The sequence below is a fragment of the Rivibacter subsaxonicus genome (assembly GCF_004217215.1).
Lineage (GTDB): Bacteria > Pseudomonadota > Gammaproteobacteria > Burkholderiales > Burkholderiaceae_C > Rivibacter > Rivibacter subsaxonicus.
Genome location: NZ_SHKP01000006.1, coordinates 133,383 through 155,935 on the forward strand (window position 1 = coordinate 133,383; position 22,553 = coordinate 155,935).

Annotated in this window: 19 protein-coding genes; 9 read left to right on the top strand and 10 right to left on the bottom strand. The window is 69.1% G+C overall.

The window, feature by feature from the left end:
* Position 1: 1 nt before the first annotated feature.
* From EV670_RS10585 to EV670_RS10625, 9 genes are all read right to left on the bottom strand, one after another.
* Positions 2-700 (bottom strand): ABC transporter ATP-binding protein, encoded by a 699-nt coding sequence (locus tag EV670_RS10585; protein WP_207225063.1) that lies wholly within the window; start codon positions 698-700, stop codon positions 2-4.
* A 64-nt stretch (positions 701-764) separates the two neighbouring features.
* A complete protein-coding gene (locus EV670_RS10590; RefSeq protein ID WP_130431844.1) occupies positions 765-1,517 on the bottom strand; it encodes an ABC transporter ATP-binding protein in 753 nt (250 codons plus the stop codon).
* Positions 1,504-2,517: a branched-chain amino acid ABC transporter permease gene (locus tag EV670_RS10595; RefSeq protein WP_130431846.1), complete on the bottom strand. Its 1,014-nt coding sequence runs from the start codon at positions 2,515-2,517 to the stop codon at positions 1,504-1,506. Before EV670_RS10595 ends, EV670_RS10590 begins: the two co-directional genes overlap by 14 nt.
* 21 nt (positions 2,518-2,538) lie before the next feature.
* On the bottom strand, positions 2,539-3,420 hold the full coding sequence (locus EV670_RS10600) for a branched-chain amino acid ABC transporter permease (protein WP_130431848.1): 882 nt from the start codon (positions 3,418-3,420) through the stop codon (positions 2,539-2,541).
* Positions 3,421-3,499: 79 nt separating this feature from the next.
* Positions 3,500-4,663 carry an ABC transporter substrate-binding protein gene (locus EV670_RS10605; protein WP_130431850.1) on the bottom strand — a complete coding sequence of 388 codons (1,164 nt, stop codon included), beginning with the start codon at positions 4,661-4,663 and terminating at the stop codon, positions 3,500-3,502.
* A 2-nt stretch (positions 4,664-4,665) separates the two neighbouring features.
* Entirely contained in the window at positions 4,666-5,484 is an 819-nt protein-coding gene (locus EV670_RS10610) for an alpha/beta fold hydrolase (protein WP_130431852.1), read from the bottom strand.
* Complete coding sequence (locus EV670_RS10615) at positions 5,484-7,067, bottom strand: benzoate-CoA ligase family protein (RefSeq protein WP_130431854.1); 1,584 nt, start codon at positions 7,065-7,067, stop codon at positions 5,484-5,486. The genes EV670_RS10610 and EV670_RS10615 overlap by 1 nt, the downstream gene beginning before the upstream one ends.
* A gap of 33 nt (positions 7,068-7,100) precedes the next feature.
* Complete coding sequence (locus EV670_RS10620; RefSeq protein ID WP_130431856.1) at positions 7,101-8,654, bottom strand: 3,4-dehydroadipyl-CoA semialdehyde dehydrogenase; 1,554 nt, start codon at positions 8,652-8,654, stop codon at positions 7,101-7,103.
* Positions 8,655-8,664: 10 nt separating this feature from the next.
* Positions 8,665-9,129, bottom strand: coding sequence for a DUF4863 family protein (locus tag EV670_RS10625; protein ID WP_130431858.1), 465 nt, complete (start codon positions 9,127-9,129; stop codon positions 8,665-8,667).
* A gap of 90 nt (positions 9,130-9,219) precedes the next feature.
* Between EV670_RS10625 and EV670_RS10630 the strand changes: the two genes are divergently transcribed.
* The 7 genes from EV670_RS10630 (at position 9,220) to EV670_RS18680 (ending at position 17,973) form a co-directional block, all read left to right on the top strand.
* Complete coding sequence (locus EV670_RS10630) at positions 9,220-10,197, top strand: helix-turn-helix transcriptional regulator (protein WP_130431860.1); 978 nt, start codon at positions 9,220-9,222, stop codon at positions 10,195-10,197.
* A gap of 114 nt (positions 10,198-10,311) precedes the next feature.
* Positions 10,312-11,970 (top strand): 2,3-epoxybenzoyl-CoA dihydrolase, encoded by a 1,659-nt coding sequence (gene boxC / locus EV670_RS10635; protein WP_130431862.1) that lies wholly within the window; start codon positions 10,312-10,314, stop codon positions 11,968-11,970.
* A 112-nt stretch (positions 11,971-12,082) separates the two neighbouring features.
* Positions 12,083-13,510, top strand: a complete 1,428-nt coding sequence (gene boxB, locus EV670_RS10640; protein ID WP_130431864.1) for a benzoyl-CoA 2,3-epoxidase subunit BoxB — start codon at positions 12,083-12,085, stop codon at positions 13,508-13,510.
* A gap of 82 nt (positions 13,511-13,592) precedes the next feature.
* Positions 13,593-14,879: a benzoyl-CoA 2,3-epoxidase subunit BoxA gene (boxA, locus tag EV670_RS10645; protein ID WP_130431866.1), complete on the top strand. Its 1,287-nt coding sequence runs from the start codon at positions 13,593-13,595 to the stop codon at positions 14,877-14,879.
* Between the two features lie 34 nt (positions 14,880-14,913).
* Complete coding sequence (locus EV670_RS10650; RefSeq protein ID WP_130431868.1) at positions 14,914-16,440, top strand: 3-hydroxyacyl-CoA dehydrogenase; 1,527 nt, start codon at positions 14,914-14,916, stop codon at positions 16,438-16,440.
* 52 nt (positions 16,441-16,492) lie between these two features.
* Entirely contained in the window at positions 16,493-17,698 is a 1,206-nt protein-coding gene (gene pcaF / locus EV670_RS10655) for a 3-oxoadipyl-CoA thiolase (protein ID WP_130431870.1), read from the top strand.
* A 104-nt stretch (positions 17,699-17,802) separates the two neighbouring features.
* Entirely contained in the window at positions 17,803-17,973 is a 171-nt protein-coding gene (locus EV670_RS18680; RefSeq protein WP_165393297.1) for a hypothetical protein, read from the top strand.
* 18 nt (positions 17,974-17,991) lie between these two features.
* Here the strand turns inward: EV670_RS18680 and EV670_RS10660 are convergent, their stop codons facing one another.
* A complete protein-coding gene (locus tag EV670_RS10660; RefSeq protein ID WP_242616919.1) occupies positions 17,992-19,194 on the bottom strand; it encodes an alpha/beta hydrolase family protein in 1,203 nt (400 codons plus the stop codon).
* Positions 19,195-20,046: 852 nt separating this feature from the next.
* On the opposite strand from EV670_RS10660, the gene EV670_RS10670 reads away from it, so the two are divergent.
* Together EV670_RS10670 and EV670_RS10675 are read left to right on the top strand one after the other, a co-directional pair.
* The gene (locus EV670_RS10670) at positions 20,047-21,912 is read left to right on the top strand and encodes a tetratricopeptide repeat protein (RefSeq protein ID WP_242616950.1); all 1,866 of its coding nucleotides are present in this window, start codon (positions 20,047-20,049) and stop codon (positions 21,910-21,912) included.
* A gap of 74 nt (positions 21,913-21,986) precedes the next feature.
* A complete protein-coding gene (locus EV670_RS10675) occupies positions 21,987-22,349 on the top strand; it encodes a transposase (RefSeq protein WP_130431872.1) in 363 nt (120 codons plus the stop codon).
* The last annotated feature ends 204 nt before the right edge of the window (positions 22,350-22,553 follow it).

Genomic DNA, 22,553 nt, shown 5'->3' on the forward strand with positions numbered 1-22,553 from the left:
CTCAGACGCCCAGGTAGCTCGGCAGCGTCGGGTCGGCCGCGACCTCGGCCGAGGGGCCGGCGAGCACCGCTTGGCCCTTCTGCAGCACCAGCGCGCGATCCGAACGCGCCAGCACTTTGCGGTAGTCGCGGTCGACGATCAGCGTGGCGATGCCGCTGCCACGGATGTCGCCGATCACGCGCCAGATCTCGGCCACGATCAGCGGCGCCAGGCCCTCGGTCGCCTCGTCGAGCACGATCAACTCCGGATGCGTCATCAGCGCACGACCGATCGACAGCATCTGCTGCTCGCCGCCAGAGAGCTGCGAGCCGAGGTTCGTGAGCCGCTCGCGCAGGCGCGGGAAGGTCTCGAGCACGCGCTCGAAGCTCCAGTCCTGGCGGCCGTCGCGCCCGCGGCGCGCCGCCATCACCAGGTTCTCGCGCACCGAGAGGTTGGGGAACACGCCGCGCCCTTCGGGCACGTAGGCCACGCCGAGCCGGGCCACCTCGTGCGGACGGGCGCGCGAGGCGTCCTGGCCGAACAGCGTGATCTGCCCGTCGCGCTGCGTCACATGGCCGAGCAGGGTGCGGATCAGGGTGCTCTTGCCCATGCCGTTGCGGCCGAGCAGGCCGACGGTCTCGCCGCGCGCGATCTGCAGGTCGATGCCGTGCAGCACGTGGCTCGAGCCGTACCAGGCGTGGACCGCGCGGGCATCGACGATCAGTGGCCGGCCTTGTGGCGGCGTCGGCGCGCGGTCCTGGACGGAGGGGCTCGACAGCTGCACTTCAGTGGTCTCCAAGATAGGCGGCCTGCACCTCGGGGCTGGCGCGCACTGCGTCGGGCGTGTCCGAGGCGATCACCGCACCGTTGACCATCACCGTGATGCGATCGGCGATGCGGAACACCGCGTCCATGTCGTGCTCGACCAGCAGGATCGCGTGGCCGGGGCGCAGCGCCTCGAGCAGCGCGAGCATGCGATCGGTTTCCTCGGCGCCCATGCCGGCCAGTGGCTCGTCGAGCAGCAGCACCTCGGGGCCGGTGGCCAGGCACATCGCGATCTCGAGCTGGCGCTTCTGGCCATGCGAGAGCAGGCCGGAGGCGCGGTCGAGCATGTCGTCGAGGCCGGCACGCGATGCCACGTCGCGTGCGGTCGAGGTGCTCGCCTCGCAGGCCTGCGCGCTGTGCCACCAGGCCCAGGGCTTCTGCGTGCGGGCCTGGGCCGCGAGCCGGCAGTTCTCGAAGACCGTGAAGCTCGGATAGATGGTGTTGCGCTGGTAGCTGCGGCCGAGGCCGGCGCGCGCACGCCGCGGTTGCGTCCAGGCGGTCACGTCCTGGCCGAGCAGTTCGACCGAACCGGACGAGGGCGGAATCTCGCCGGACAGCATGTTGATCAGCGTCGACTTGCCGGCGCCGTTGGTGCCGATGACCGCGTGCACGCTGCCGCGCTCGAGCGCCAGCGAGACCTGGTCGACGGCCACCAGGCCGCCCCAGCGGCGCGTGAGGCCGGTGCCGCGCAGCAGGACTTCAGGCGTGCTCATTGCGAACCTCCGAGGCGTCGGCCCGGCGCGAGCTCATGCCCTTGCCGACCAGTCGTTCGCGCACCTGCCCGGGCACGCCGACCAGGCCGCGCGGCAGCAGCGCCACGCTGGCGATGATCGTCAGCCCGAGGCCCAGGTGCCAGTGCTTGGCGAAGCCGCCGAAGATCGCCTCCGACTTGAAGAACTCCTGCAGCAGCGCGAAGGCGAAGGCGCCGATCAGCGCGCCGCGCAGGTGGCCGAGGCCGCCGAGGATGATCATGATCAGCACCGCGCCCGAGAGGTGCCAGCTCATCATCTCCGGGTTGACATAGCCATCCTTGACCGCGAACAGGAAGCCGGCGAGTCCGGCGAGGGCGCCCGAGATCACGAACGCGGCCAGCTTGTACGGATAGGTCGAGAAGCCGGTGGCGCGCATGCGCTGCTCGTTGACGCGGATGCCGGCCAGCGCGCGGCCGAAGCGCGAGCGCAGCAGCAGCGCGAGGAAGCCGAACACCGCCAGCAGGCAGGCCAGCGTGAAGGCATAGAGCGTGAGCGGCTTGTCGAGATCGAGCCAGGCGCCGATCGCCGGCTTGCTGTAGAGATAGATGCCGTCGGTGCCGCCGCCGAGCGGCGTGTCGTGCACGACGTAGTAGGCCATCTGGGCAAAGGCCAGCGTGACCATGATGAAGTAGACGCCCTTTGTGCGCAGCGACAGCGCGCCGACGAAGAGCGCGTAGGCGCCCGCGGCCAGCATGCAGGCCGGCAGCAGCCACAGCAGCGAGGGTGCGCCCGACTGCGGCGATAGCAGCACCGTGGCGTAGGCACCGATGCCGAAGAAGGCGGCCTGGCCGAAGCAGACCAGGCCGGTGCTGCCGACCAGCAGTTCGAGGCTGAGCGCGAGCACCGCGTAGATCATCACCTTGGTGACGAAGTCGATGCCGTAGTTGCCGGCCACGAGCGGGAACAGCGCGAGCGCCGCGAAGACGAGCGCGACGAAGAGGGGGCTGGAGCGGCGGTTCATGGCTCTTCTTTTTTTCGACGTTCAGCCAGCCTTGAACAGGCCGTCCGGCTTCCACAGCAGGATCAGCGCCATCAGCACGTAGACCAGCACGCCGGCGGCCTGCGGCAGCAGGACCTTGCCGAAGGTGTCGACGACGCCGATCAGCAGCGCAGCGAGCAGCGCGCCGCGGATCGAGCCGATGCCGCCGATCACGACCACCACGAAGCTCAGGATCAGCACCGAGTTGCCCATGCCCGGGTAGACCGAGGACACCGGCGCGGCCACCATGCCGGCCAGTACCGCGAGCGCGACGCCGGCGGCGAACACCACGCGATAGAGGAACTTGATGTCGATGCCGAGCGACTGCACCATCTCGCGGTTGGCGCTGCCGGCGCGGATCATCATGCCCAGGCGCGTGCGGGTGAAGACGAAGTACATGCCGAGCGCGACGGCGAGGCAGACGCCAGAGACGAACAGCCGGTAGACCGGGTAGGTCATCATTTCGCCGAGCGGTAGGGTGCCGGCCAGCAGCGGCGGCGGATTGACGCCATGCACGTCGTCGCCGACAAGCAGGCTGCGCGCCTCCTCGAACACCAGGATCAGGCCGTAGGTCATCAGCACCTGCTGCAGGTGCTCGCGCTCGTAGAGGAAGCTGAAGAAGGCCCACTCGAGCACGTAGCCGAGCAGCACCGCCAGCACCATGCCGATCAGCAGCGTCGAGAAGAAGCCGCCGCCAAAGGTGGCATCGACGATCGGCGCCAGCGCGAAGGCCATGTAGGCGCCGATCATGTAGAAGCTGCCGTGGGCGAGATTGATCACGCCCATGATCCCGAAGATCAGCGTCAGCCCCGAGGCGACCAGGAACAGCAGCAGTCCATACTGCAGCGCGTTCAGGCACTGGATGAGGAAGGTGGCGATGTCCATCTCGGGCGGTGGGAGGCGCCCGTTGCCGCGCGAGGCAACGGGCATTCAGGAGCGGCGGCCTTGCGCGGCCGCCGCGGCGTCACATCTTGCAGCCGCGCGCCGGGTCGGCCAGCGCCTTGCTGGCCAGGCCGGTGCTCTTGTTCTCCTTGCCGACCACCTGGCGCAGGTAGAAGTCCTGCACCGGGTTGTGCGCCTTGGACAGGGTGAAGGTCCCGCGCGGGCTGTCGATCTTGGCCTTCTCCAGCGCGGCGGCGAACTCGCCCTTCTTGCTGGCATCGCCCTTCACGGCGGCGAGGCCGACGCCCAGCATCTGGCCGGCGTCGTAGCCCTGCACCGCGTAGACGTCGGGCTGCAGCTTGTAGGCCTTGGCATAGGCCAGGCGGAAGGCGTTGTCGCGCGGCGTGCCGAGGCTGTCGGCGTAGTGCAGTGCGGTGAAGATGCCCTCGGCTGCATCGCCCTGGGCCTCGAGCGTGCCGTCGGTGAGGAAGCCGGTGCCGTAGAGGGGGATGCTCTTCTTGAGGCCGGCGCCGGCGTAGTCCTTGACGAACTTGACCGCGCCGCCACCGGCGAAGAAGGCGAAGGTGGCGTCGGGCTTGGTTGCCGCGAGATCGGTCAGCAGGGCCTGGAACTCGACGTTCGGGAACGGCAGGTTCAGCTCCTTCACCACCGAGCCGCCGGCCTTCTCGAAGGCCTCCTTGAAGCCGGCCACCATCTCGTCGCCGGCGGCGTACTTCCAGGTGATCGTCGCGACCTTCTTGTGGCCGCGCTTGGCCACTGCCTCGCCGGTGGCGTAGCCGGTCTGCCAGTTGCTGAAGCTGCTGCGGAAGATGTTGGGCGCGCACATCGGCCCGGTCACCGCGCCCGCACCCGCGTTGGGCACGATCAGCAGCGTGCCGGTTTCCTTGGCGACCTTGGCCATCGCCATCGCCACGCCGGAGTGCACGGTGCCGACCAGCACGTCGACGTTGTCGCGCTTGATCAGCTTGTTGACGTTGTCGGTGGCCTTGGCCGGATCGGACTCGTCGTCGACCTTGACGAACTCGACCTCGCGCCCGCCGAGCTTGCCGCCCTGCTCGGCGACGTAGAGCCTGAATCCGTTCTCGATCGCGGTGCCGAGCGCAGCGAAGGTGCCGGTGGCCGGCAGCATCAGGCCGACCTTGAGCTTGGGCGCGGCCTGGGCCATGGCCAGCGGCGCAGCCAGCGCGGTGGTGGCGGCGATCAGGGTGAGGCGGAACAGGTTCATGTCTAGTCTCCGTGGTTGTAGTGATGTCGCCGAATGAAGTCGGTGCTCGCGGCGATCAGGCCTTCGGGCTGATCGCGGTGTGGCGAATGGCCGCAGGCGGGCAGTTCGAGCAACTCGGTCTGCGGCGCCCGGCGCGCGATGCCGCGAATCTGTTCCAGTGTGCCGTACTCGTCATCCAGGCCCTGCACCGCCAGCAGCGGGCAGACGATGCTTGCCAACTCGGGCTCGATCGTCCAGTCGCGGAATCCCGGAGCCAGCCAGATGTCGTTCCAGCCCCAGAAGGCGGAGTCGGGATCATCGTGATGGCGCGCCAGGCGCTGGCGCAGATCGGTTTCCAGGTAGGCGTTGCGCGCCTTCTCGATGCTGTTGACCGAGAGATCCTCGACCAGGATGTGCGGCGCCAGCACGATGGCGCCGGCCAGTTGCTTGGGGAAGCGCGCCGCGTAGAGCAGGGTGATCGAGGCGCCGTCGCTGTGGCCGAAGAGCCAGGGCGGCGTGGCGGCCACGTCGACGTCGAGCGCCTCGAGCAGCGCCGGCAGCACTTCGTGCGCCTGGCGGTGCATGAAGTCGGGATTCCAGGCCTCCTCGGCCGCGCGCGGCGTCGAGCGGCCATAGCCGGGCCGCGACCAGACCAGGCCGCGGCAGCCAGCGGCATCGCACAGGCGCTGCGGAAAGTCCTTCCACATCGACAGCGAGCCGAGGCCCTCGTGCAGGAACACGATCAGCGGCGCCGCGCGCCGCTCGGGCGCGATCCACTGGTGCTCGACGCGCACGCGCCGACCGGCCCAGTCGATCTCGACGAAACGCGGGGCTTCGCTCATCAGGACTTCGCCTCGCGCTCGCGCAGCCGAAAGCGCTGGATCTTGCCGGTCGCGGTCTTCGGCAACTCGGCCAGGAACTCGATCACTCGCGGGTACTTGTAGGGCGCGAGGCGTTCCTTGACGAAGGCCTTGAGCTCGTCTTCGCTGGCCTGCGCGTCCTGCTTGAGCACGACGAAGGCCTTGGTCTTGGTCAGGCCCTCGGCGTCGGCGACGCCGATCACCGCCGCCTCCAGCACCGCCGGGTGCTGCACCAGCGTGGCCTCGACCTCGAAGGGCGAGACGTAGATGCCGCTGACCTTGAGCATGTCGTCGCTGCGGCCGGAGTAGGTGTAGGTGCCGTCGGCGTTGTGCACGTACTTGTCGCCGCTCTTGGTCCAGCCGCCCTGGAAGGTCTCGCGCGACTTCTCGCGGTTGCCCCAGTACATCAGCGCCGCGCTTGGCCCCTGGATGTAGAGGTCGCCCGGCTCGCCGTCGGACACCGCGCGGCCGTCGTCGCCGCGCAGTTCGACCGCGTAGCCCGGCACCGGCCAGCCGGTGGTGCCGTAGCGCACCTTGCCCGGCAGGTTGGACAGGAAGATGTGCAGCATCTCGGTCGAGCCGATGCCGTCGATGATCTCGACGCCGAAATGCGCGGTAAAGCGCGTGCCGATGTCGCTCGGCAGCGCCTCTCCGGCCGATGAGCACAGCCTCAGTGCCACGTCCTTGCGTGCCGGCAGCTTGGGCGAGGCCAGCATGCCGGCGTAGCCGGTCGGTGCGCCGAAGAACACCGTGGGCTTGGGCGCGGTCACGCTGCCGGCCTGGCCGAGCCAGCGCTGGAAGGTGGCGTCCGGCGTGGGTCGCTCGGCCATCAGGATCGTCGTGGCGCCGACGCTGAGCGGAAAGCTCAGCGCATTGCCCAGACCGTAGGCGAAGAAGAGCTTCGCCGCCGAGAAGCAGACATCGTTCTCGGTCAGGCCGAGCACCGGCGTGCCGTAGAGCTCGGCGGTCCAGTACGGATTGGCGTGGGTGTGCAGCGTGCCCTTGGGGCGGCCGGTCGAGCCCGAGGAGTAGAGCCAGAAGCCGGGATCGTCGGGGCCGGTGGCGGCCGGCGCGGCCAGCGGCGCGTGCTGCTCGAGCAGCGCGTCGAAGCCCACGCAGCCTTGCGGCAGCGCGCCCTCGGCGCGCGAGACGATCACCGTCTTCAGCTCATGGCCGGGCTGCGCCAGCGCCGCCTGCAGCGTCGGCAGCAGCGCCGCCGAGACCAGCGCGGCCTGCGCGCGGCTGTGCTGCAGCATGTAGGCGTAGTCGTCGGCGGTCAGCAGCGTGTTGACGGCCACCGGCACGATGCCGGCGTACATCGCGCCCAGAAAGCTCACCGGCCAGTCGCTGCAGTCGTGCATCAGCAGCAGCACGCGTTCCTCGCGCCGCACACCGCAGGCCAGCAGCGCGGCGCCGACGCGGCGGATGCGCTCGGCCAGTTCGCCGTAGCCGAGCGAGCCCTGGTCGTCGATGTAGGCGGCCTTGGCGGCGCGCGCCACGTTGCGCTCGATCAGGTGCTGCGCGAAGTTGAAGCGCGCACCGGGTGGCGGCGGATGTTGGCTCATGCGGTTCTCCTGGTGCCGAGGCTCGTTGCCGCGCTAGAGCGCGGCGAGCACCTCGGTCGAGGCCTGCAGCGCGCTGCGGCGGTGATAGAAGTTGAGGGCGCGCAGCCCGCCGAGCTCTTCGCCGCCGCCGGCGCGGCCCGGGCCGCCGTGCAGCGATTGCGGCATCACGTTGCCGTGGCCGGTGTGCTGGGCGGCGACATCGGGCGAGATCACGTGGACGCGGCCGTGGCTGTCGGCCAGCTCGAGCGCGGCGGCGGCCAATGCCTTGGGGTCGCTTCCATAGAGCGAGGCGACCAGCGAGCCCTGGCCGCGGCGGACCAGCGCCAGCGCGTGAGCGGCGTCGCGGTAGGGCACCAGCGTGGCGACCGGGCCGAAGACCTCGGTGTCATGGACGCGGTCGGCGGCGTCGCTCTGCGCGGCCGTGCCGACGCCGAGCAGGGTCGGGCCGACGCAACAGGCCACGGCCGGATCGGCATCGACCAGTGCGTGGCCGGCGCCGTCGTGCAGCACGGTGGCCTGCTGCTTCAGCAGCGCCAGGCCCTCGCGCACCGAATTGAGCTGCGCCCGGTTGACGAGCGAGCCCATGCGCACCGCCTCGTTGCGCGGGTTGCCGACGGTGGTCTTGGCCAGCCGCGCCGAGATCGCCTCGGCCGCCGCGCCGTAGAGCGCCTCGGGCACGAAGACACGGCGGATCGCGGTGCACTTCTGGCCCGACTTGACCGTCATCTCGCGTGCGACCTCCTTGGCCAGTAGCTCGAATGCCTCGCTGCCGGCCGCTTCGCCCGGCAGTAGCAGCGCCGAGTTCAGGCTGTCGGCCTCGATGTTCACGCGCGTCGAGCCCTGGACCACCGCGCGATGCGAGCGGATCAGCGCGGCGGTCTCGGCCGAGCCGGTGAAGGAGATCACGTCGAAGGGCTGGAGTTGGTCGAGCAGGCCGGCCGAGCTGCCGCAGACGACCGACAGCGCGCCGGCCGGCAACACCCCGGCGTCGACCACGTCCTTGACCATGCGCTGGGTCAGCCAGGCGGTGGCGGTGGCCGGCTTGACGATCACCGGCACCCCCGAAAGCAGCGCCGGCGCCGCCTTCTCCCACAGCCCCCAGCTCGGGAAGTTGAAGGCGTTGATGAACAGCGCCACGCCGCGGGTCGGCGTCAGCACATGCTGCGACTGGAACAGTGGCTCCTTGCCGAGCCGGGCGGGCTCGCCGTCGGGCATGAAGCGGCGCTCGCCGAGCGATTCACCAAGCTTGGCGTAGGTCGACAGCGTGTAGATGCCGCCGTCGATGTCGACCGCCGAATCGTTCTTGACCGTGCCGCTGTTGGCGGTGGCGATCGCGTAGTACTCGTCGCGGTTGGCCTGCAGCACCTTGCCGATGGCGGCCAGCAGGCCGGCGCGTTCGCGATAGCTCAGCGCGCGCAGCGCGGCACCGCCCTGTTCGCGGGCAAAGCCAAAGGCGCTTGCGAGATCGAGGCCGGTCGCATCGACGCGGACCAGTTCGGTGCCGAGCACCGGGTCGAACAGCGGCGTGCCGGCGCCGCTACCGGCGACCCAGCGGCCGCCGATGAAGTTGGAAAGCAGTTCGCTCATGGGTTCTCGCTCACTTGGTGAAGTCGATGCGGCCTTGCGGCAGCAGGTAGAGCACGAGCGCGCGGCCGCTCGACACCGTCGGCCGGTGCGCGCTGCCGGGTGGGCAGATCAGCCAGCCGGCCGGGCGGCCGTCGAAACGGGCCTCGGCGTCGATCGGCATGATCAGATCGATCTCGCCGTTCGGATGGGCATGGTGGGGGCCGGCGACGTCCTTCATGTCAACCACGTCGACCGAGAAGTCGTGCAGGTCGGGCGCCGGCTTGAAGATGCGGCCGTAGCGCAGGCCGCCGCCCTCGCGATCGCAGAGCCAGCCCTCGGCAACGCCGATCCGGCAGCTGGTGCGCAGCAGGTCGTAGGTCGCGCTGCCCGGGCCGTGTTCACGGTTGAGCCAGGCATCGAGCCCGGCGTCCAGCGGCCGGCCGGCCAACTGGGCGGTCAACTCGGCAATCTGTTGGCGGAACTCGGCGGGCAGCATGGTGGCAACTCCGTTTGAAAGTGTCGGTCTTGCTTCCGCAAGTAAGATGCAGTATTGTGCTTGCATGCACTTTATGGGTGCCCAGGGACCATGTCAAGCAATATACTGCATTCACTGGTGGAAACACCTAGCCCGACCGAAGCCGTTGCCGAGGCGCCGGGGGCGGCGTCCGGCGCGGGTGACGGGGAGGGCAAGAATCCCTTTCTGGTGGCGCTGGGCGAGCGCGTGCGGGCGCTGCGCGCGCGGCGCGGCATCACGCGCAAGGGCCTGGCGCTGAACGCCGATGTCTCGGAGCGCCACTTGGCGAACCTGGAGTACGGGGTCGGCAACGCCTCGATCCTGGTCCTGCTGCAGGTGGCGCAGGCGCTGCAATGCTCGTTGGCCGAACTGCTGGGCGACGTGACCACCTCGTCGACCGAGTGGCTCCTGATCCGTGAACTGCTTGAGCATCGCGACGAACCGACGCTGCGCCGGGTGCGGGTGGCGATTGGCGAACTGCTGGGCACCGGCGGCGCGCATGGCAGCGGGCCGGCGCCGCGCAGTTCGCGGGTGGCGCTGGTCGGCCTGCGCGGCGCCGGCAAGTCGACGCTGGGCGCGATGCTCGCCGAGGACCTGGGCTTCCCCTTCGTCGAGTTGAGCCGCGAGATCGAGAAGTTCGCCGGCTGCAGCATCTCCGAGATCCAGGCCCTCTACGGCCAGAACGCCTACCGCCGCTACGAGCGGCGCGCGCTCGAGGAGGCGATCCAGATCTACCCCGAGGCGGTGATCGCGACGCCGGGCGGGCTGGTCTCGGACCTGGCGACCTTCAACCTGCTGCTGGCCCACTGCAGCACGGTCTGGCTGCAGGCGGCGCCCGAGGATCACATGCAGCGCGTTGCGGCCCAGGGCGACCTGCGGCCGATGGCCGCGAGCAAGGAAGCGATGGACGACCTCAAGGGCATCCTCGCCAGCCGCGCCGCCTTCTATTCGAAGGCCGAGTTCGCGCTCGACACGAGCGCGCAAGCGTTGCAGCCGACCTTCCTGGCGCTGCGCGAACTGGTGCGCGGCGCGCTGCAACTGCCCGCCTGAATCGCCGACAAGGACTGCAAGAAACTGCTTGACTTCGTGTCGATGCATGCACTATGATGCTTACATCGAATCCGACAAGATGCAGTTTGCTGCATTCACCTGAGGAGCCATCGCATGAGCCAAGCACCGCGCGTCGACTACCAGACCCATCCCTCCCAGTACCGCCACTGGAAGCTGAAATTCGAAGGCCCGGTCGCGACGCTGATCGCCGACTTCGACGAGAACGCCGGCCTGCGCCCCGGCTACAAGCTCAAGCTCAACAGCTACGACCTCGGCGTCGACATCGAGCTCAACGACGCGATCAACCGGATCCGCTTCGAGCATCCCGAGGTGCGCACCGTCATCCTGACCAGCGGCAAGGAGAAGGTGTTCTGTTCGGGCGCCAACATCTTCATGCTCGGCGTCAGCAGCCATGCCTGGAAGGTGAACTTTTGCAAGTTCACCAACGAGACCCGCAACGGCCTCGAGGACTCGTCTAAGCACAGCGGCCTGAAGTTCCTGGCCGCGGTCAACGGCGCATGTGCCGGCGGCGGCTACGAGGTCGCGCTGGCCTGCGACGAGATCATCCTGGTCGATGACCGCTCGAGCGCGGTGAGCCTGCCCGAGGTGCCGTTGCTGGGCGTGCTGCCGGGCACCGGCGGCCTGACCCGGGTGACCGACAAGCGCCATGTGCGGCACGACCTGGCCGACCTGTTCTGCACCAGCGTCGAGGGCGTGCGCGGCCAGAAGGCCAAGGATTGGCGCCTGGTCGACGACATCGCCAAGCCGCAGGTCTTCGCGCAGAAGGTGCAGGAACGCGCGCTGCAACTGGCCGCGCAGAGCGACCGCCCGGCCGATGGCAAGGGCGTGGCGCTGACGCCGGTCGAGTGCAGCATCGAGGCCGATGCGCTGCGCTATCCGCATGTCACGGTCGAGATCGACCGCAGCAAGCGCACCGCCACCTTCACGGTGAAGGCGCCGAGCGGTGCCCAGCCGAGCGACATAGCCGGCATCGAGGCGCTCGGCGCCGGCTGGTACCCGCTGGCGCTGGCGCGCCAGCTGGAAGACGCGATCCTGTCGATGCGCACCAACGAGCTCGAGATGGGCACCTGGCTCATCAAGACCGAGGGCGAGGCGGCCGCGGTGCTGGCGATGGACGCCACGCTGCTGGCCAACAAGGACCACTGGCTGGTGCGCGAGACGATCGGCCTGCTGCGCCGCACCTTCAGCCGGCTCGACGTGTCCTCGCGCAGCCTGTTCGCGCTGATCGAACCGGGCTCCTGCTTCGCCGGCAGCTTCCTCGAGCTGGCGCTGGCCTGCGACCGCAGCTACCAGCTGGCGCTGCCCGACGACGAGGCGCGCGCGCCCAAGATCACCGTGGCCGAAGCCAACTTCGGCCTCTATCCGATGATCACCGGCCAGAGCCGCCTCGGCCGCCGCTTCTATGACGAGCAGCCCGCGCTCGATGCGGTGCGCGCCAAGGCCGGCCAGGCGCTCGACGCCGACGCCGCCTTCGCGCTCGGCCTCGTGACCAGCAATCCCGACGACATCGACTGGGCCGACGAGGTTCGCATCGCGGTCGAGGAGCGCGTGGCGATGTCGCCCGACGCGCTGACCGGCATGGAGGCCAACCTGCGCTTCAACGGCCCCGAGAACATGTTCACGCGCGTCTTCGGGCGTCTGACCGCCTGGCAGAACTGGATCTTCCAGCGCCCCAACGCGGTCGGCGAGAAGGGCGCGCTCAAGGTCTACGGCAAGGGCGACAAGGCGGCCTTCGATTGGCATCGCGTCTAGAGCGCGGAGCGGAGGGCGAGGGGCCCCGTCGACGACGGGGATCGACCAGCGAAGCGATCGGCGAATGAGCGGGCTCGATGCCCGCGAATGAGTACGCAGCACAGGAACCAACATGAGCAGCATCAACTACAGCGAGAAGATCCCCAACAACGTCAACCTGAGCGAGGACCGCACGCTGCAGCGTGCGCTCGAGCAGTGGCAGCCGAACTTCCTGAACTGGTGGGGCGACATGGGGCCGGACGGCTCCAACAACTTCGACGTCTACCTGCGCACCGCGGTCAGCGTCGATCCGCAGGGCTGGGCCCAGTTCGGCCACGTCAAGATGCCCGACTACCGCTGGGGCATCTTCCTCAATCCGGGCGACGCCGACCGCAAGGTGCACTTCGGCGACCACATGGGCGAGAAGGCCTGGCAGGATGTGCCCGGCGAGCACCGCGCCAACCTGCGCCGCATCATCGTGACCCAGGGCGACACGGAGCCGGCCTCGGTCGAACAGCAGCGCCATCTTGGCCTGACCTGCCCGAGCCAGTACGACCTGCGCAACCTGTTCCAGGTCAACGTCGAGGAAGGCCGCCACCTCTGGGCGATGGTCTACCTGCTGCACAAGCACTTCGGCCGCGACGGTCGCGAGGAGGCCGAGGCGTTGCTCGAGCGCCGCAGCGGCGACGAGAACAACCCGCGCATCCTCGGTGCCTTCAACGAGCAGACGCCGGACTGGCTGAGCTTCTTCATGTTCACCTACTTCACCGATCGCGACGGCAAGTTCCAGCTCTGCGCGCTCGCCGAGAGCGCCTTCGATCCGCTGGCGCGCACCACCAAGTTCATGCTGACCGAGGAAGCGCACCACATGTTCGTCGGCGAGAGCGGCATCTCGCGCGTGATCCAGCGCACCGCGGCGGCGATGAACGAGCTCAAGACCGACGACGTGGGCAAGCTGCGCGCGGCCGGCGTGATCGACCTGCCGACGCTGCAGCGCTACATCAACTTCCACTTCAGCGTGACGATCGACCTGTTCGGTGCCGACGAGTCGAGCAACGCTGCGACCTTCTACTCCTCGGGCCTGAAGGGCCGCTACGAGGAAGGCAAGCGGGTCGACGACCATGTGCTCAAGGGCCAGACCTACAAGGTGCTCGAGGCACGTGGCGGCCAGCTGGTCGAGAAGGAAGTTCCGATGCTCAACGCCCTCAACGAGGTGCTGCGCGACGACTACATCAAGGACTCGGTGGCTGGCGTCGAGCGCTGGAACAAGGTGCTCGAGAAGGCTGGCATCCCGTTCAAGCTGAAGGTGCCGCACAAGGCCTTCCATCGCAACATCGGCGCGCTGTCGGGCGTGAAGGTCTCGCCCGAGGGCCGCGTGGTCAGCGATGCCGAATGGAACGCCAAGGTGGGTGAGTGGCTGCCGAGCGGCGAGGATCGCGCCTTCGTCGCCAGCCTGATGGGCCGCGTGGTCGAGCCGGGCAAGTTCGCCAACTGGATCGCGCCGCCGGTGATGGGCATCAACCGCCAGCCGGTGGACTTCGAGTACGTGCGCTTCAACTGATCCACTTCGACTTCAGGGCGACAGCAAGGGGCCGCGTGGCCCCTTGCGCATACTGAGAGCCTCGCGGCGAGGAGACAAGTCCATGGACATGGCCACCAACACCACGGTGATCAGGCAGCATCTGATCGACCCCGAGATCTGCATCCGCTGCAACACCTGCGAGGCGACCTGCCCGGTCAGCGCGATCACGCACGACGACCGCAACTACGTGGTCGATGCCTCCAAGTGCAACCTGTGCATGGCCTGCATCTCGCCATGCCCGACGGGCTCGATCGACAACTGGCGCACGATGCCGCTGGTGCGCGCCTACAGCACCACCGAGCAACTGCTCTGGGACGAGCTGCCGACCGAGTGGACCGCCGAACAGCTGGCCGAAGCCGGCGTCGCGCCCGATGCCGAGCCGGCGGTCGAGCCGGTGGCGCCGGTGCTGCCGGCCGCGGCCAACGGCGAGACGCCATTCAACTCGGCCCAGTACGGCGCGACGCTGCCGCCGTGGTCGGCGGCCCATGCCTACACCAACCTGCATGGGCCGAAGAGCCCGACCACCGCGACCGTGGTCGGCAACGTGCGCGTCACCGAGGTCGGCCGCAGCGCCGGCGAGGACTACGACACCCACCACATCGTGCTCGACTTCGGCTCGATGCCCTTCCCGGTGCTCGAGGGCCAGAGCATCGGCGTCGTTCCGCCCGGCGTCGACGGCGCCGGCAAGCCGCATCACGCGCGCCAGTACTCGATCGCCAGCCCGCGCAACGGCGAACGGCCCGGCTACAACAACGTCTCGCTGACCATCAAGCGGGTGCTCGAGGATCACCAGGGCAACCCGGTGCGCGGCGTGGCCTCGAACTACATGTGCGACCTCAAGGTCGGCGACTCCGTGCAGGTGATCGGCCCCTTCGGCGCCAGTTTCCTGATGCCGAACCACCCGCGCAGCCACATCGTGATGATCTGCACCGGCACCGGCAGCGCGCCGATGCGCGCGATGACCGAATGGCGCCGGCGCCTGCGCGCCTCGGGCAAGTTCGAGGCCGGAAAGCTGATGCTCTTCTTCGGCGCCCGCACCAAGGAAGAGCTGCCCTACTTCGGTCCGCTGCAGGGGCTGCCGAAGGACTTCATCGACATCAACTTCGCCTTCTCGCGCACGCCGGGTCATCCCAAGCGCTACGTGCAGGACGTGATGCGCGAGCGCGCCGCCGACCTCGGCGCGCTGCTGGCCGACCCCAACAGCCACTTCTACGTCTGCGGCCTCAAGAGCATGGAGGAGGGCGTGGTGCTGGCGCTGCGCGAGGTGGCGCAGCAGGCCGGGCTGTCCTGGGACACGGTCGGCGCAGCACTCAAGAAGGAAGGCCGGCTGCACCTGGAGACATACTGATGATCTTGCTTCGCTACCGGTAACGGACGCTGCCATGAGCCTCGAGAAACTTAACGGTGCGCCGGTGCTGGTGGTCGGCGCCGGCATCATGGGCGCCGGCATCGCGCAGGTCGCGGCGCAGGCCGGCCACCGGGTCTTCCTGCACGACGCCCGCGAGGGCGCCGCCGCCGAGGCCAAGGCCCGGCTGGCCAAGAGCCTGGACGCGCTGGTCGCCAAGGGCAAGCTGGACGCCGACAGTGCCGCGCAGACGCTGGCGCGCATCGAAGCGGCCAGCGGGCTGGAGGCGGCTGTCGGCGCCGGGCTGGTGGTCGAGGCGATCGTCGAACAACTCGAGGCCAAGCGCGCGCTGTTCAGGCAGCTCGAGGCCATCGTCGCCGACGACTGCGTGCTGGCGACCAACACCTCGTCGATCTCGGTCACCGCCATCGCCAACGGTCTGCAGCGGCCGCAGCGGCTGGTCGGCATGCACTTCTTCAACCCGGTGCCGGTGATGAAGCTGGTCGAGGTGGTGTCGGGCCTGCAGACCGATCCCGCGGTGGCCGCGGCGATCTTCGAGCTCGGCAAGCGCTGGGCCAAGGTGCCGGTGCATGCGCGCTCGACGCCGGGCTTCATCGTCAACCGCATCGCGCGCCCCTACTACGCCGAGAGCCTGGCGCTGCTGCTCGAGCGCGCGGCAACACCGCCGGTGCTCGACGCCTGCCTGCGCGGCGCGGGCTTTCGCATGGGACCGTGCGAGCTGATGGACCTGATCGGCCACGACACCAACTTCGCGGTCACCAACTCGGTCTACGAGGCGAACTTCCAGGACAAGCGCTACATGCCCTCGCTGGTGCAGCGCGAGATGGTCGACGGCGGCCTGTTCGGGCGCAAGAGCGGCCGCGGCTTCTACCAGTACCCGAATGACGCGCCGGCGCTGCCGGTCGCGCTGCACGAGGCGCCGGCCCACGCGAGCGAGGTCACGGTGCATGGCGACGATGCGATCGCCGACTTCCTCGAGCAGGCCGCCACCGCCGCGCTCGCGGCCCAGGGCTGGGGCCCGGCGCGGGTGCGCGAGAGCGACTGGACGGGACTGGCGATCGACGGCCAGCGGCTGGTGCTCACCGACGGCCGCTGCGCCAGCGAACTGGCGGTGTCGATGAGCACGCACGAGGTCGCGGTCTTCGACCGCCCGCTGTCGCTGCCGGCGGCACCGGGCACGGCACTGGCCTTCGCGGTCGCCGACGGCGCTAGCGAGCACTGGCGGAGCCAGGCCGCGGCCTGGCTGGCCGCGCTCGGCTTTGCGCCGCTGCCGGTGGCCGACGCGCCGGGGCTGGTGGTGGCGCGCACCGTCGCGATGCTGGTCAACGAGGCGGCCGATGCGGTGCTGCAGGGTGTCTGCACGCCGGCCGGCGCCGATGCCGCGATGAAGCTCGGCGTCAACTACCCGGCCGGGCCCTTCGAGTGGCTCGCCGGCTGGAGCGTGGCGGGCGTGGCGTCGGTGATCGACGCACTCGACGCCGAATACCGCGGCGAGCGCTACCGTGTGAGCCCGTGGCTGCGCCGCCAGCGCGGGGCGAACTGAAACCCGCGACGGTGGCCGCCCACCCGTTCTACCGCTACCAGGAACCATTGCCATGAGCCAGCACGCCTTCATCGTCGACGCCATTCGCACCCCCTTCGGCCGCTACGGTGGCGCGCTGTCCTCGGTGCGTACCGACGACCTGGGCGCGATCCCGATCCGCGCGCTGATGCAGCGCCATCCGGAACTCGACTGGGGCGCGATCGACGACGTGATCTACGGCTGCGCCAACCAGGCCGGCGAGGACAACCGCAACGTCGCCCGCATGAGCGCGCTGCTGGCCGGCCTGCCGACCGGCGTGCCGGGCGCCACCATCAACCGCCTGTGCGGCTCGGGGCTCGACGCGCTCGGCAGCGCCGCGCGCGCCATCCGCGCCGGCGAAACGCAGCTGATGCTGGCCGGCGGCGTCGAGAGCATGAGCCGCGCGCCCTTCGTGATGCCCAAGGCAGAGAGTGCCTTCTCGCGCAACAACGCGGTCTACGACACCACCATCGGCTGGCGCTTCGTCAACAAGCTGATGAAGGCCCAGTACGGCGTCGACTCGATGCCCGAGACCGCCGAGAACGTGGCCAAGGACTTCGGCATCGAGCGCGAGGCGCAGGACCGCATGGCGCTGGCCTCGCAGCTCAAGGCGGTGGCAGCCCAGCTGCGAGGCTTCTTCGATGCCGAGATCACGCCGGTCAGCATTGCGCAGAAGAAGGGCGAGCCGGTGGTCGTCGCCAGGGACGAGCACCCGCGCGAGACCAGCCTCGAGGCGCTGGCAAAACTCAAGGGCGTGGTGAGCCCCGAAGGCAGCGTCACCGCCGGCAACGCCAGCGGCGTCAACGACGGCGCCTGCGCGCTGTTGCTGGCCAGCGAAGCGGCGCTGGCCAGGTACAAGCTGCAGCCGCGCGCGCGCGTGGTTGGCATGGCCACCGCCGGCGTGGCGCCGCGCATCATGGGCATCGGCCCGGCGCCGGCCACGCAGAAGGTGCTGGCGCTCACCGGCCTCAAGCTCGAGCAGCTCGACGTCATCGAGCTCAACGAGGCCTTTGCCGCCCAGGGCCTGGCGGTCTTGCGCCAGCTCGGCCTCAAGGACGACGACCCGCGCGTCAACCCCAACGGCGGCGCGATCGCGCTCGGCCACCCGCTCGGCGCCAGCGGCGCGCGCCTTGCCACCACCGCGATCAACCAGCTGCACGCCACCGGCGGCCGCTACGCGCTGTGCACGATGTGCATCGGCGTGGGGCAGGGCATCGCGCTGATCGTCGAGCGCGTCTGATACGAGCGCGAGACCGTCTTCGGCGCATTGCGGACCTTCAATGCCGGTCGTCGAACTCACCCTCCCGGCCAATTGCGGCCGTTGGCGACTGGCAGCTTCCTGCGATGTCCAAGCTCAGCATCCACCTGCACTGCGTGATGCTGCTGCAGACCCTCACCACCCGGCTGATGAAGCTGTTCACGCGCCGCAGCGTACTGGTGGAGGACATGGGGCAGACCTACCTGGTCGAGCCGGACGACGAAGCCGTCGCGGACCCAGTGCGGGCGCCGGGCTGATGCGATGGCTCGCGGCGGCTACAGTTTGGCGTCGAAATAGTCGCTCAGATCTCGGCCGAGCTGCTCGAGGAAGCGGCTGCGGTCGAAGCCTGGCGGGTCTGCCGCGAGGTCGCCGTCGGGCGAGGGAATCGGCGTTGTTGGCGCATCCATGAAGGCGTAGTGCCAGGCGTTCGGCACCCGGCGCAACGAGGTCGCCGGCAGCTGCTGCGCGAGCCATTCAGCGTGGAAGCGCGGCACCAGGAAGCGGTCGAGATCGGCCACCCAGATCGCCACTGGCGTGGTCACGCGACGCAAGGACTCGGGGGCGAAGACCACGCCCACCGGCGACAGGGCCGCGACGGCGCGCACGCGAGCATCCATCAGCGGCGCCCCGCTGGCCGGCTGCGGCGCGGGGGCCGACGTGCCGCGTGGCAGCCCGCAGAAGATCGGGTCGTCGGCGCCGTGCTCGCGGCAATGCGTCGCAATGCGCTGTGGTGCCGGCTGCCCGCCGGCGAGCGCGATCACCGTATAGCCGCCCGCCGAGTGGCCGACGGCGCCCACGCGCGGGCCACGCGCATCGCGCGCGATGCGCGGGCTCCAGGCCGCATCGGCCAGCAGCGCGTCGATGACCCGGCTGACCTGCCGCGGGCGCTCGTCGAAGTACTGCTCCGCCCTTTGGGTGCGCAGCGAATCGTCCTGCCAGTTGTCGCCGGGGTGGCGCAACGCGGCGACGAGGTAGCCGCGCGCAGCCAGCGCTTCGGCTAGGCGGCCATGGCCGAGCTCGGTGCCGGCGGTGCCGTGGCTCAGCACGATGAGCCCACGCACGTTCGCTGCCGCCGGGGCACCAACCGCCGCACGCACGCCGAAGGGGCCCATGGCGACGCTGCGGACGGCCGCACCGGCCTCGGCCGGGTACCACAGAGCCAAGGGAATCGGCACGCCGGCAGCCGCAGCAGGCACGCTCATCGAGCGCCAGCCGACCTCCGAGGCGATGACGGCGGAGCTGCAGGCTGACAGGCCGAACGCCGCCACCGTGGCAGTGGCAATGAAGTTGCGAATGGTCATGGTCAGCTTCTCCGAGAGGGTGTCGTGGGCCGGACTGTGCGCCCTGCGCACCAAGTCCCTTGAACCTGCGCGACGAAATGCAGCCTGCGTCGCGAAGCAGTTCCGGTACCGACCGAGCGGGTGCGGCACAACCGCCTTGATGCTGGCAAGGTGGCTAGCACTTTCGAAACCGGTCATACGGCCCGACGGACCGCTGGCGTCCAGAACGCCGCAATGTGGCCCGCACCGTGCGTTGAAGGGGGCGGCCCTGGCAATCGCCGGTTAGTACAAGCGTGGACCCTGCAGAGGTGGCCGACGCATTGCACCTTGGTCCAATTGCGCAGCGACCTAGATCGCGCGGCCATCTCGCCTGTTTGCTTCTGGGGTGTCGTCCGGCTGGTTCGGGTCGGCAGACGGTGGTCGAGGTTGTGACCAGCAGTCGTTCGGTCAGGTCCGCCGCCAAAGTCAGCTACCAGGGTCGACCGGCAACTGACAGTCCCGGCCAGGAGCTGGTGGTCCCGACGGTCCGGTTCAGGCACCCGACTCTTCGGCTCGACTCTGCTACGAGGCACCCGCGCCGCCTTTGCACGGCGCACACCCATCGCGGTTTGTGGCATGTAAGCGAAGCGGCCATTCAAGCGTAGACCAATGCTCGAAGGAGCGGCGTGAATTCACTGCTCGGTCACATCGTGGGCATCGGTCGGCGCTGAGCTTCTGCCGGATCGAAAGGGGGGCCCCAACTTGCTATCCCCTATAAGCCTCCGACTTCAGGGTCGCTTTCAAGACACCCGACTGGACTGCGGTCTCCAGCACGCGCAACATCGCTCTTCCAGCGGCGGTGAGCAGAGCCACCGCCGCGCGCAATGCGCGCACTCGGCGTCTGGTCACCGGGCTCACCGTCACTCCGCAAGCGCCCTCAACGGCAGAAAGGAGAATGACATGGACGCACTCTCCACGTGTACTGGAGCCCTTCGGCGACCCGACCCAGCAGACTTCCCACGCACGAGAACGCGTCGCGCCCGGCTGTCCACCATCGCCGCATTGGCCTTCGTGCTGGCCTGCGCGGCGGGGCGCGCGGACACTGTGACGGAGTGGAATGTCACCGCTTTCGAGAGGGAGTCGGCGCGTATCCCTCTGCGCGGTGTTGCGATGGCGCTGGCTGGCCTGTTCAGTTCGGCCGACCTGATGGCGAGCCGCGGCGTCGAACCCTCCGGCGGTGCAACCTACGACGCGCTGCTCTCCGAGCCGGGCAATATGTGCGGCCCATCCGTGGCCGGACGCCCGCCCCTGCTTCAGAAGCTGATCCTCGCGCAAACCGAGACCAAACCCTTCACGCCGCAGCCGATGAAGGCCGCGGACGGCTCAGTGCCGCTGTACGACAACCTGGGCACGCTGTCCTTCAAGGTGGGAACGCGCGACGCGAGGGCACAGGCTTACTTCGACCAAGGCATCCGCTGGGCCTTCGCGTTCAACCACGCAGAGGCGCAGCGGGCCTTTCAGGCCGCGCAAAAGGCAGACCCGAAGCTCGCGATGGCCTGGTGGGGCGAGGCGCTGGTGCTAGGGCCGAACATCAACGCGCCGATGATGCCCGAGGCGGTGGCGCCGGCGTTGGCCGCGCTCGCCAAGGCAGTCGAATTGGCGCCCGGCGCGCCGGCGAAGGATCGTGCGTTGATCGCGGCTCTCCAGAAGCGCTACTCGGCGGACCCGAAGGCCGAGCGCGCCGCGCTTGACGCGGCCTTCGCCGACGCGATGAAGTCTGTGGCCGAGAAGTATCCGGGCGACGACACGGTCCTCACGCTCTACGCCGAGGCCGTGATGGATACGCAGGCCTGGGATTACTGGGAGGCGGGGGGCGCGAAACCCAAGGGCCGCGCCGCCGAACTGCTCGCGGCGCTGGAGAAGGTGCTCGCACGCAATCCAAATCACCCGGGAGCGATCCACCTCTACATCCACGCGGTCGAGGCGTCCACGAAGCCCGATCGCGCGCTGCCGCACGCGCGACGGCTGGCCGCGTTGATGCCGGGTGCGGGCCACGTCGTGCACATGCCGGCCCACATCTACTACCGCGTCGGCCTGTACAAGGAGGCGCTGGAAATCAACAAGCGCGCGATGGCCGTCGACGAGCGGTACTTCAGCACCTCGCCCTCGGACCCGATGTACAAGTCGGCCTACTACCCACACAACATCCACTTCGTGCTGGTCTCGGCGCAGATGGGTGGCGACGGCCCGACCGCGATCGATGCCGCGGCCAAGCTCGACGCATCGCTGTCCGACACGGTGATCGCGCAGTTCGCGGCGCTGGAACCCATCAAGGCCGCACCTTATCTGGCCCACGCGGTCTTCAGCGCGCCTGAGGCGATCCTCGCCATGAAGGTGCCACCGAAGGAGCAGGTGCTGGTGTCCGCACTGGCGCACTACGCCCGCGCGCTCGCCTTCGCGGCGAAGAAGGACGCGACCGGCGCACAGCGCGAGATCGACGCCATCGCCGTGATCGATCAGAAGGCTGACTTCAAGCCCTACACCGACTGGGCAGTGCCGGGCAAGGAGATCGTGCAGACCGCGCGCTTGGTGGCGACCGCACGCCTGGCCGACGCGCAGGGCGACCTCGCCGGGGCGGCGAAGGCCTACGAGGAGGCGGTCGCGATCGAGGACTCGCTCGCCTACATGGAACCGCCGTACTGGTACTACCCGGTTCGCCAGTCGCTGGGCTCGGTGTACCTGCGGCAGGGCAAGCTCGATGCGGCCGAGAAAGCGCTGCGCGACTCGCTGGTGCGCGTGCGCGGCAACGGCTGGGCGCTGGCGGGCCTGGCGGAGGTCTACAAGCGCAAGGGCGACGCGAAGGCCGAGGCCTCGGCGCGCAAGGCTTACGGGCGGGCCTGGCTCGGCGGCGCGGCGCCCGACATCGCCCGGCTGTAGGCAGCGAGGCGGGCGCTTTGCCCCCACCCCATGGTCTCGGTGCAGGCATGCAGCGTGAGATGTAGCGCACCTCGATGATCTCGAACGAGCACGTGCCGCCCGGCGCTTTGAGTGTGCAGGGCACGATACCGAGGGAGACGGGGCGCAATCAGGCGCTGTGCAACGACATGCCCGGTTTCAGTCTGCACGCGGCCGTGCGCTGTGACGCCAACGACCGCAAAGCGCTGGAGCCACTGTGGCGCTATATCACTCGCCCGGCGCTGGCCAACGATCGGGTCCAGTGCAACGCGGCGGGGCAGGTGATGCTGAAGCAGAAGGCGCCCTGGCACGACGGCACCACGCAGCTGGCGATATTGCCGCTGGAGTTCATGCAGCACTTGGCGGCCTTGATGCCGAGGCCGCGCTCTTCCCCCCGCAATCTGGCTTCACGCCATTGAATGCCAGCTTTTCGGGAGCGAATCGCGCTACTTGTAGTTCCGCTTGGGGTCGGGAGCGCGAGTTCGCCGCTCGAAGTTGAACTTCAGCAATGCGCCTAGAACGGTCGTCGGGCAGCTTCTCGCCAAACTACTTGACAACTAAATGATTGATAACTAATGTACGTTCCATGACGGGTGCGCGGTCACGGCGCCCGCCCAAAGGTC

What these genes read in the sequence shown, in the direction of transcription:
- EV670_RS10590 (WP_130431844.1), bottom strand. Translation starts at nt 1,517, where the DNA reads ATGAGCACGCCTGAAGTCCTGCTGCGCGGCACCGGCCTCACGCGCCGC.
- EV670_RS10595 (WP_130431846.1), bottom strand. Translation starts at nt 2,517, where the DNA reads ATGAACCGCCGCTCCAGCCCCCTCTTCGTCGCGCTCGTCTTCGCGGCG.
- EV670_RS10600 (WP_130431848.1), bottom strand. Translation starts at nt 3,420, where the DNA reads ATGGACATCGCCACCTTCCTCATCCAGTGCCTGAACGCGCTGCAGTAT.
- EV670_RS10605 (WP_130431850.1), bottom strand. Translation starts at nt 4,663, where the DNA reads ATGAACCTGTTCCGCCTCACCCTGATCGCCGCCACCACCGCGCTGGCT.
- EV670_RS10610 (WP_130431852.1), bottom strand. Translation starts at nt 5,484, where the DNA reads ATGAGCGAAGCCCCGCGTTTCGTCGAGATCGACTGGGCCGGTCGGCGC.
- EV670_RS10615 (WP_130431854.1), bottom strand. Translation starts at nt 7,067, where the DNA reads ATGAGCCAACATCCGCCGCCACCCGGTGCGCGCTTCAACTTCGCGCAG.
- EV670_RS10620 (WP_130431856.1), bottom strand. Translation starts at nt 8,654, where the DNA reads ATGAGCGAACTGCTTTCCAACTTCATCGGCGGCCGCTGGGTCGCCGGT.
- EV670_RS10625 (WP_130431858.1), bottom strand. Translation starts at nt 9,129, where the DNA reads ATGCTGCCCGCCGAGTTCCGCCAACAGATTGCCGAGTTGACCGCCCAG.
- EV670_RS10630 (WP_130431860.1), top strand. Translation starts at nt 9,220, where the DNA reads ATGTCAAGCAATATACTGCATTCACTGGTGGAAACACCTAGCCCGACC.
- boxC (WP_130431862.1), top strand. Translation starts at nt 10,312, where the DNA reads ATGAGCCAAGCACCGCGCGTCGACTACCAGACCCATCCCTCCCAGTAC.
- boxB (WP_130431864.1), top strand. Translation starts at nt 12,083, where the DNA reads ATGAGCAGCATCAACTACAGCGAGAAGATCCCCAACAACGTCAACCTG.
- boxA (WP_130431866.1), top strand. Translation starts at nt 13,593, where the DNA reads ATGGACATGGCCACCAACACCACGGTGATCAGGCAGCATCTGATCGAC.
- EV670_RS10650 (WP_130431868.1), top strand. Translation starts at nt 14,914, where the DNA reads ATGAGCCTCGAGAAACTTAACGGTGCGCCGGTGCTGGTGGTCGGCGCC.
- pcaF (WP_130431870.1), top strand. Translation starts at nt 16,493, where the DNA reads ATGAGCCAGCACGCCTTCATCGTCGACGCCATTCGCACCCCCTTCGGC.
- EV670_RS18680 (WP_165393297.1), top strand. Translation starts at nt 17,803, where the DNA reads ATGTCCAAGCTCAGCATCCACCTGCACTGCGTGATGCTGCTGCAGACC.
- EV670_RS10660 (WP_242616919.1), bottom strand. Translation starts at nt 19,194, where the DNA reads ATGACCGGTTTCGAAAGTGCTAGCCACCTTGCCAGCATCAAGGCGGTT.
- EV670_RS10675 (WP_130431872.1), top strand. Translation starts at nt 21,987, where the DNA reads ATGATCTCGAACGAGCACGTGCCGCCCGGCGCTTTGAGTGTGCAGGGC.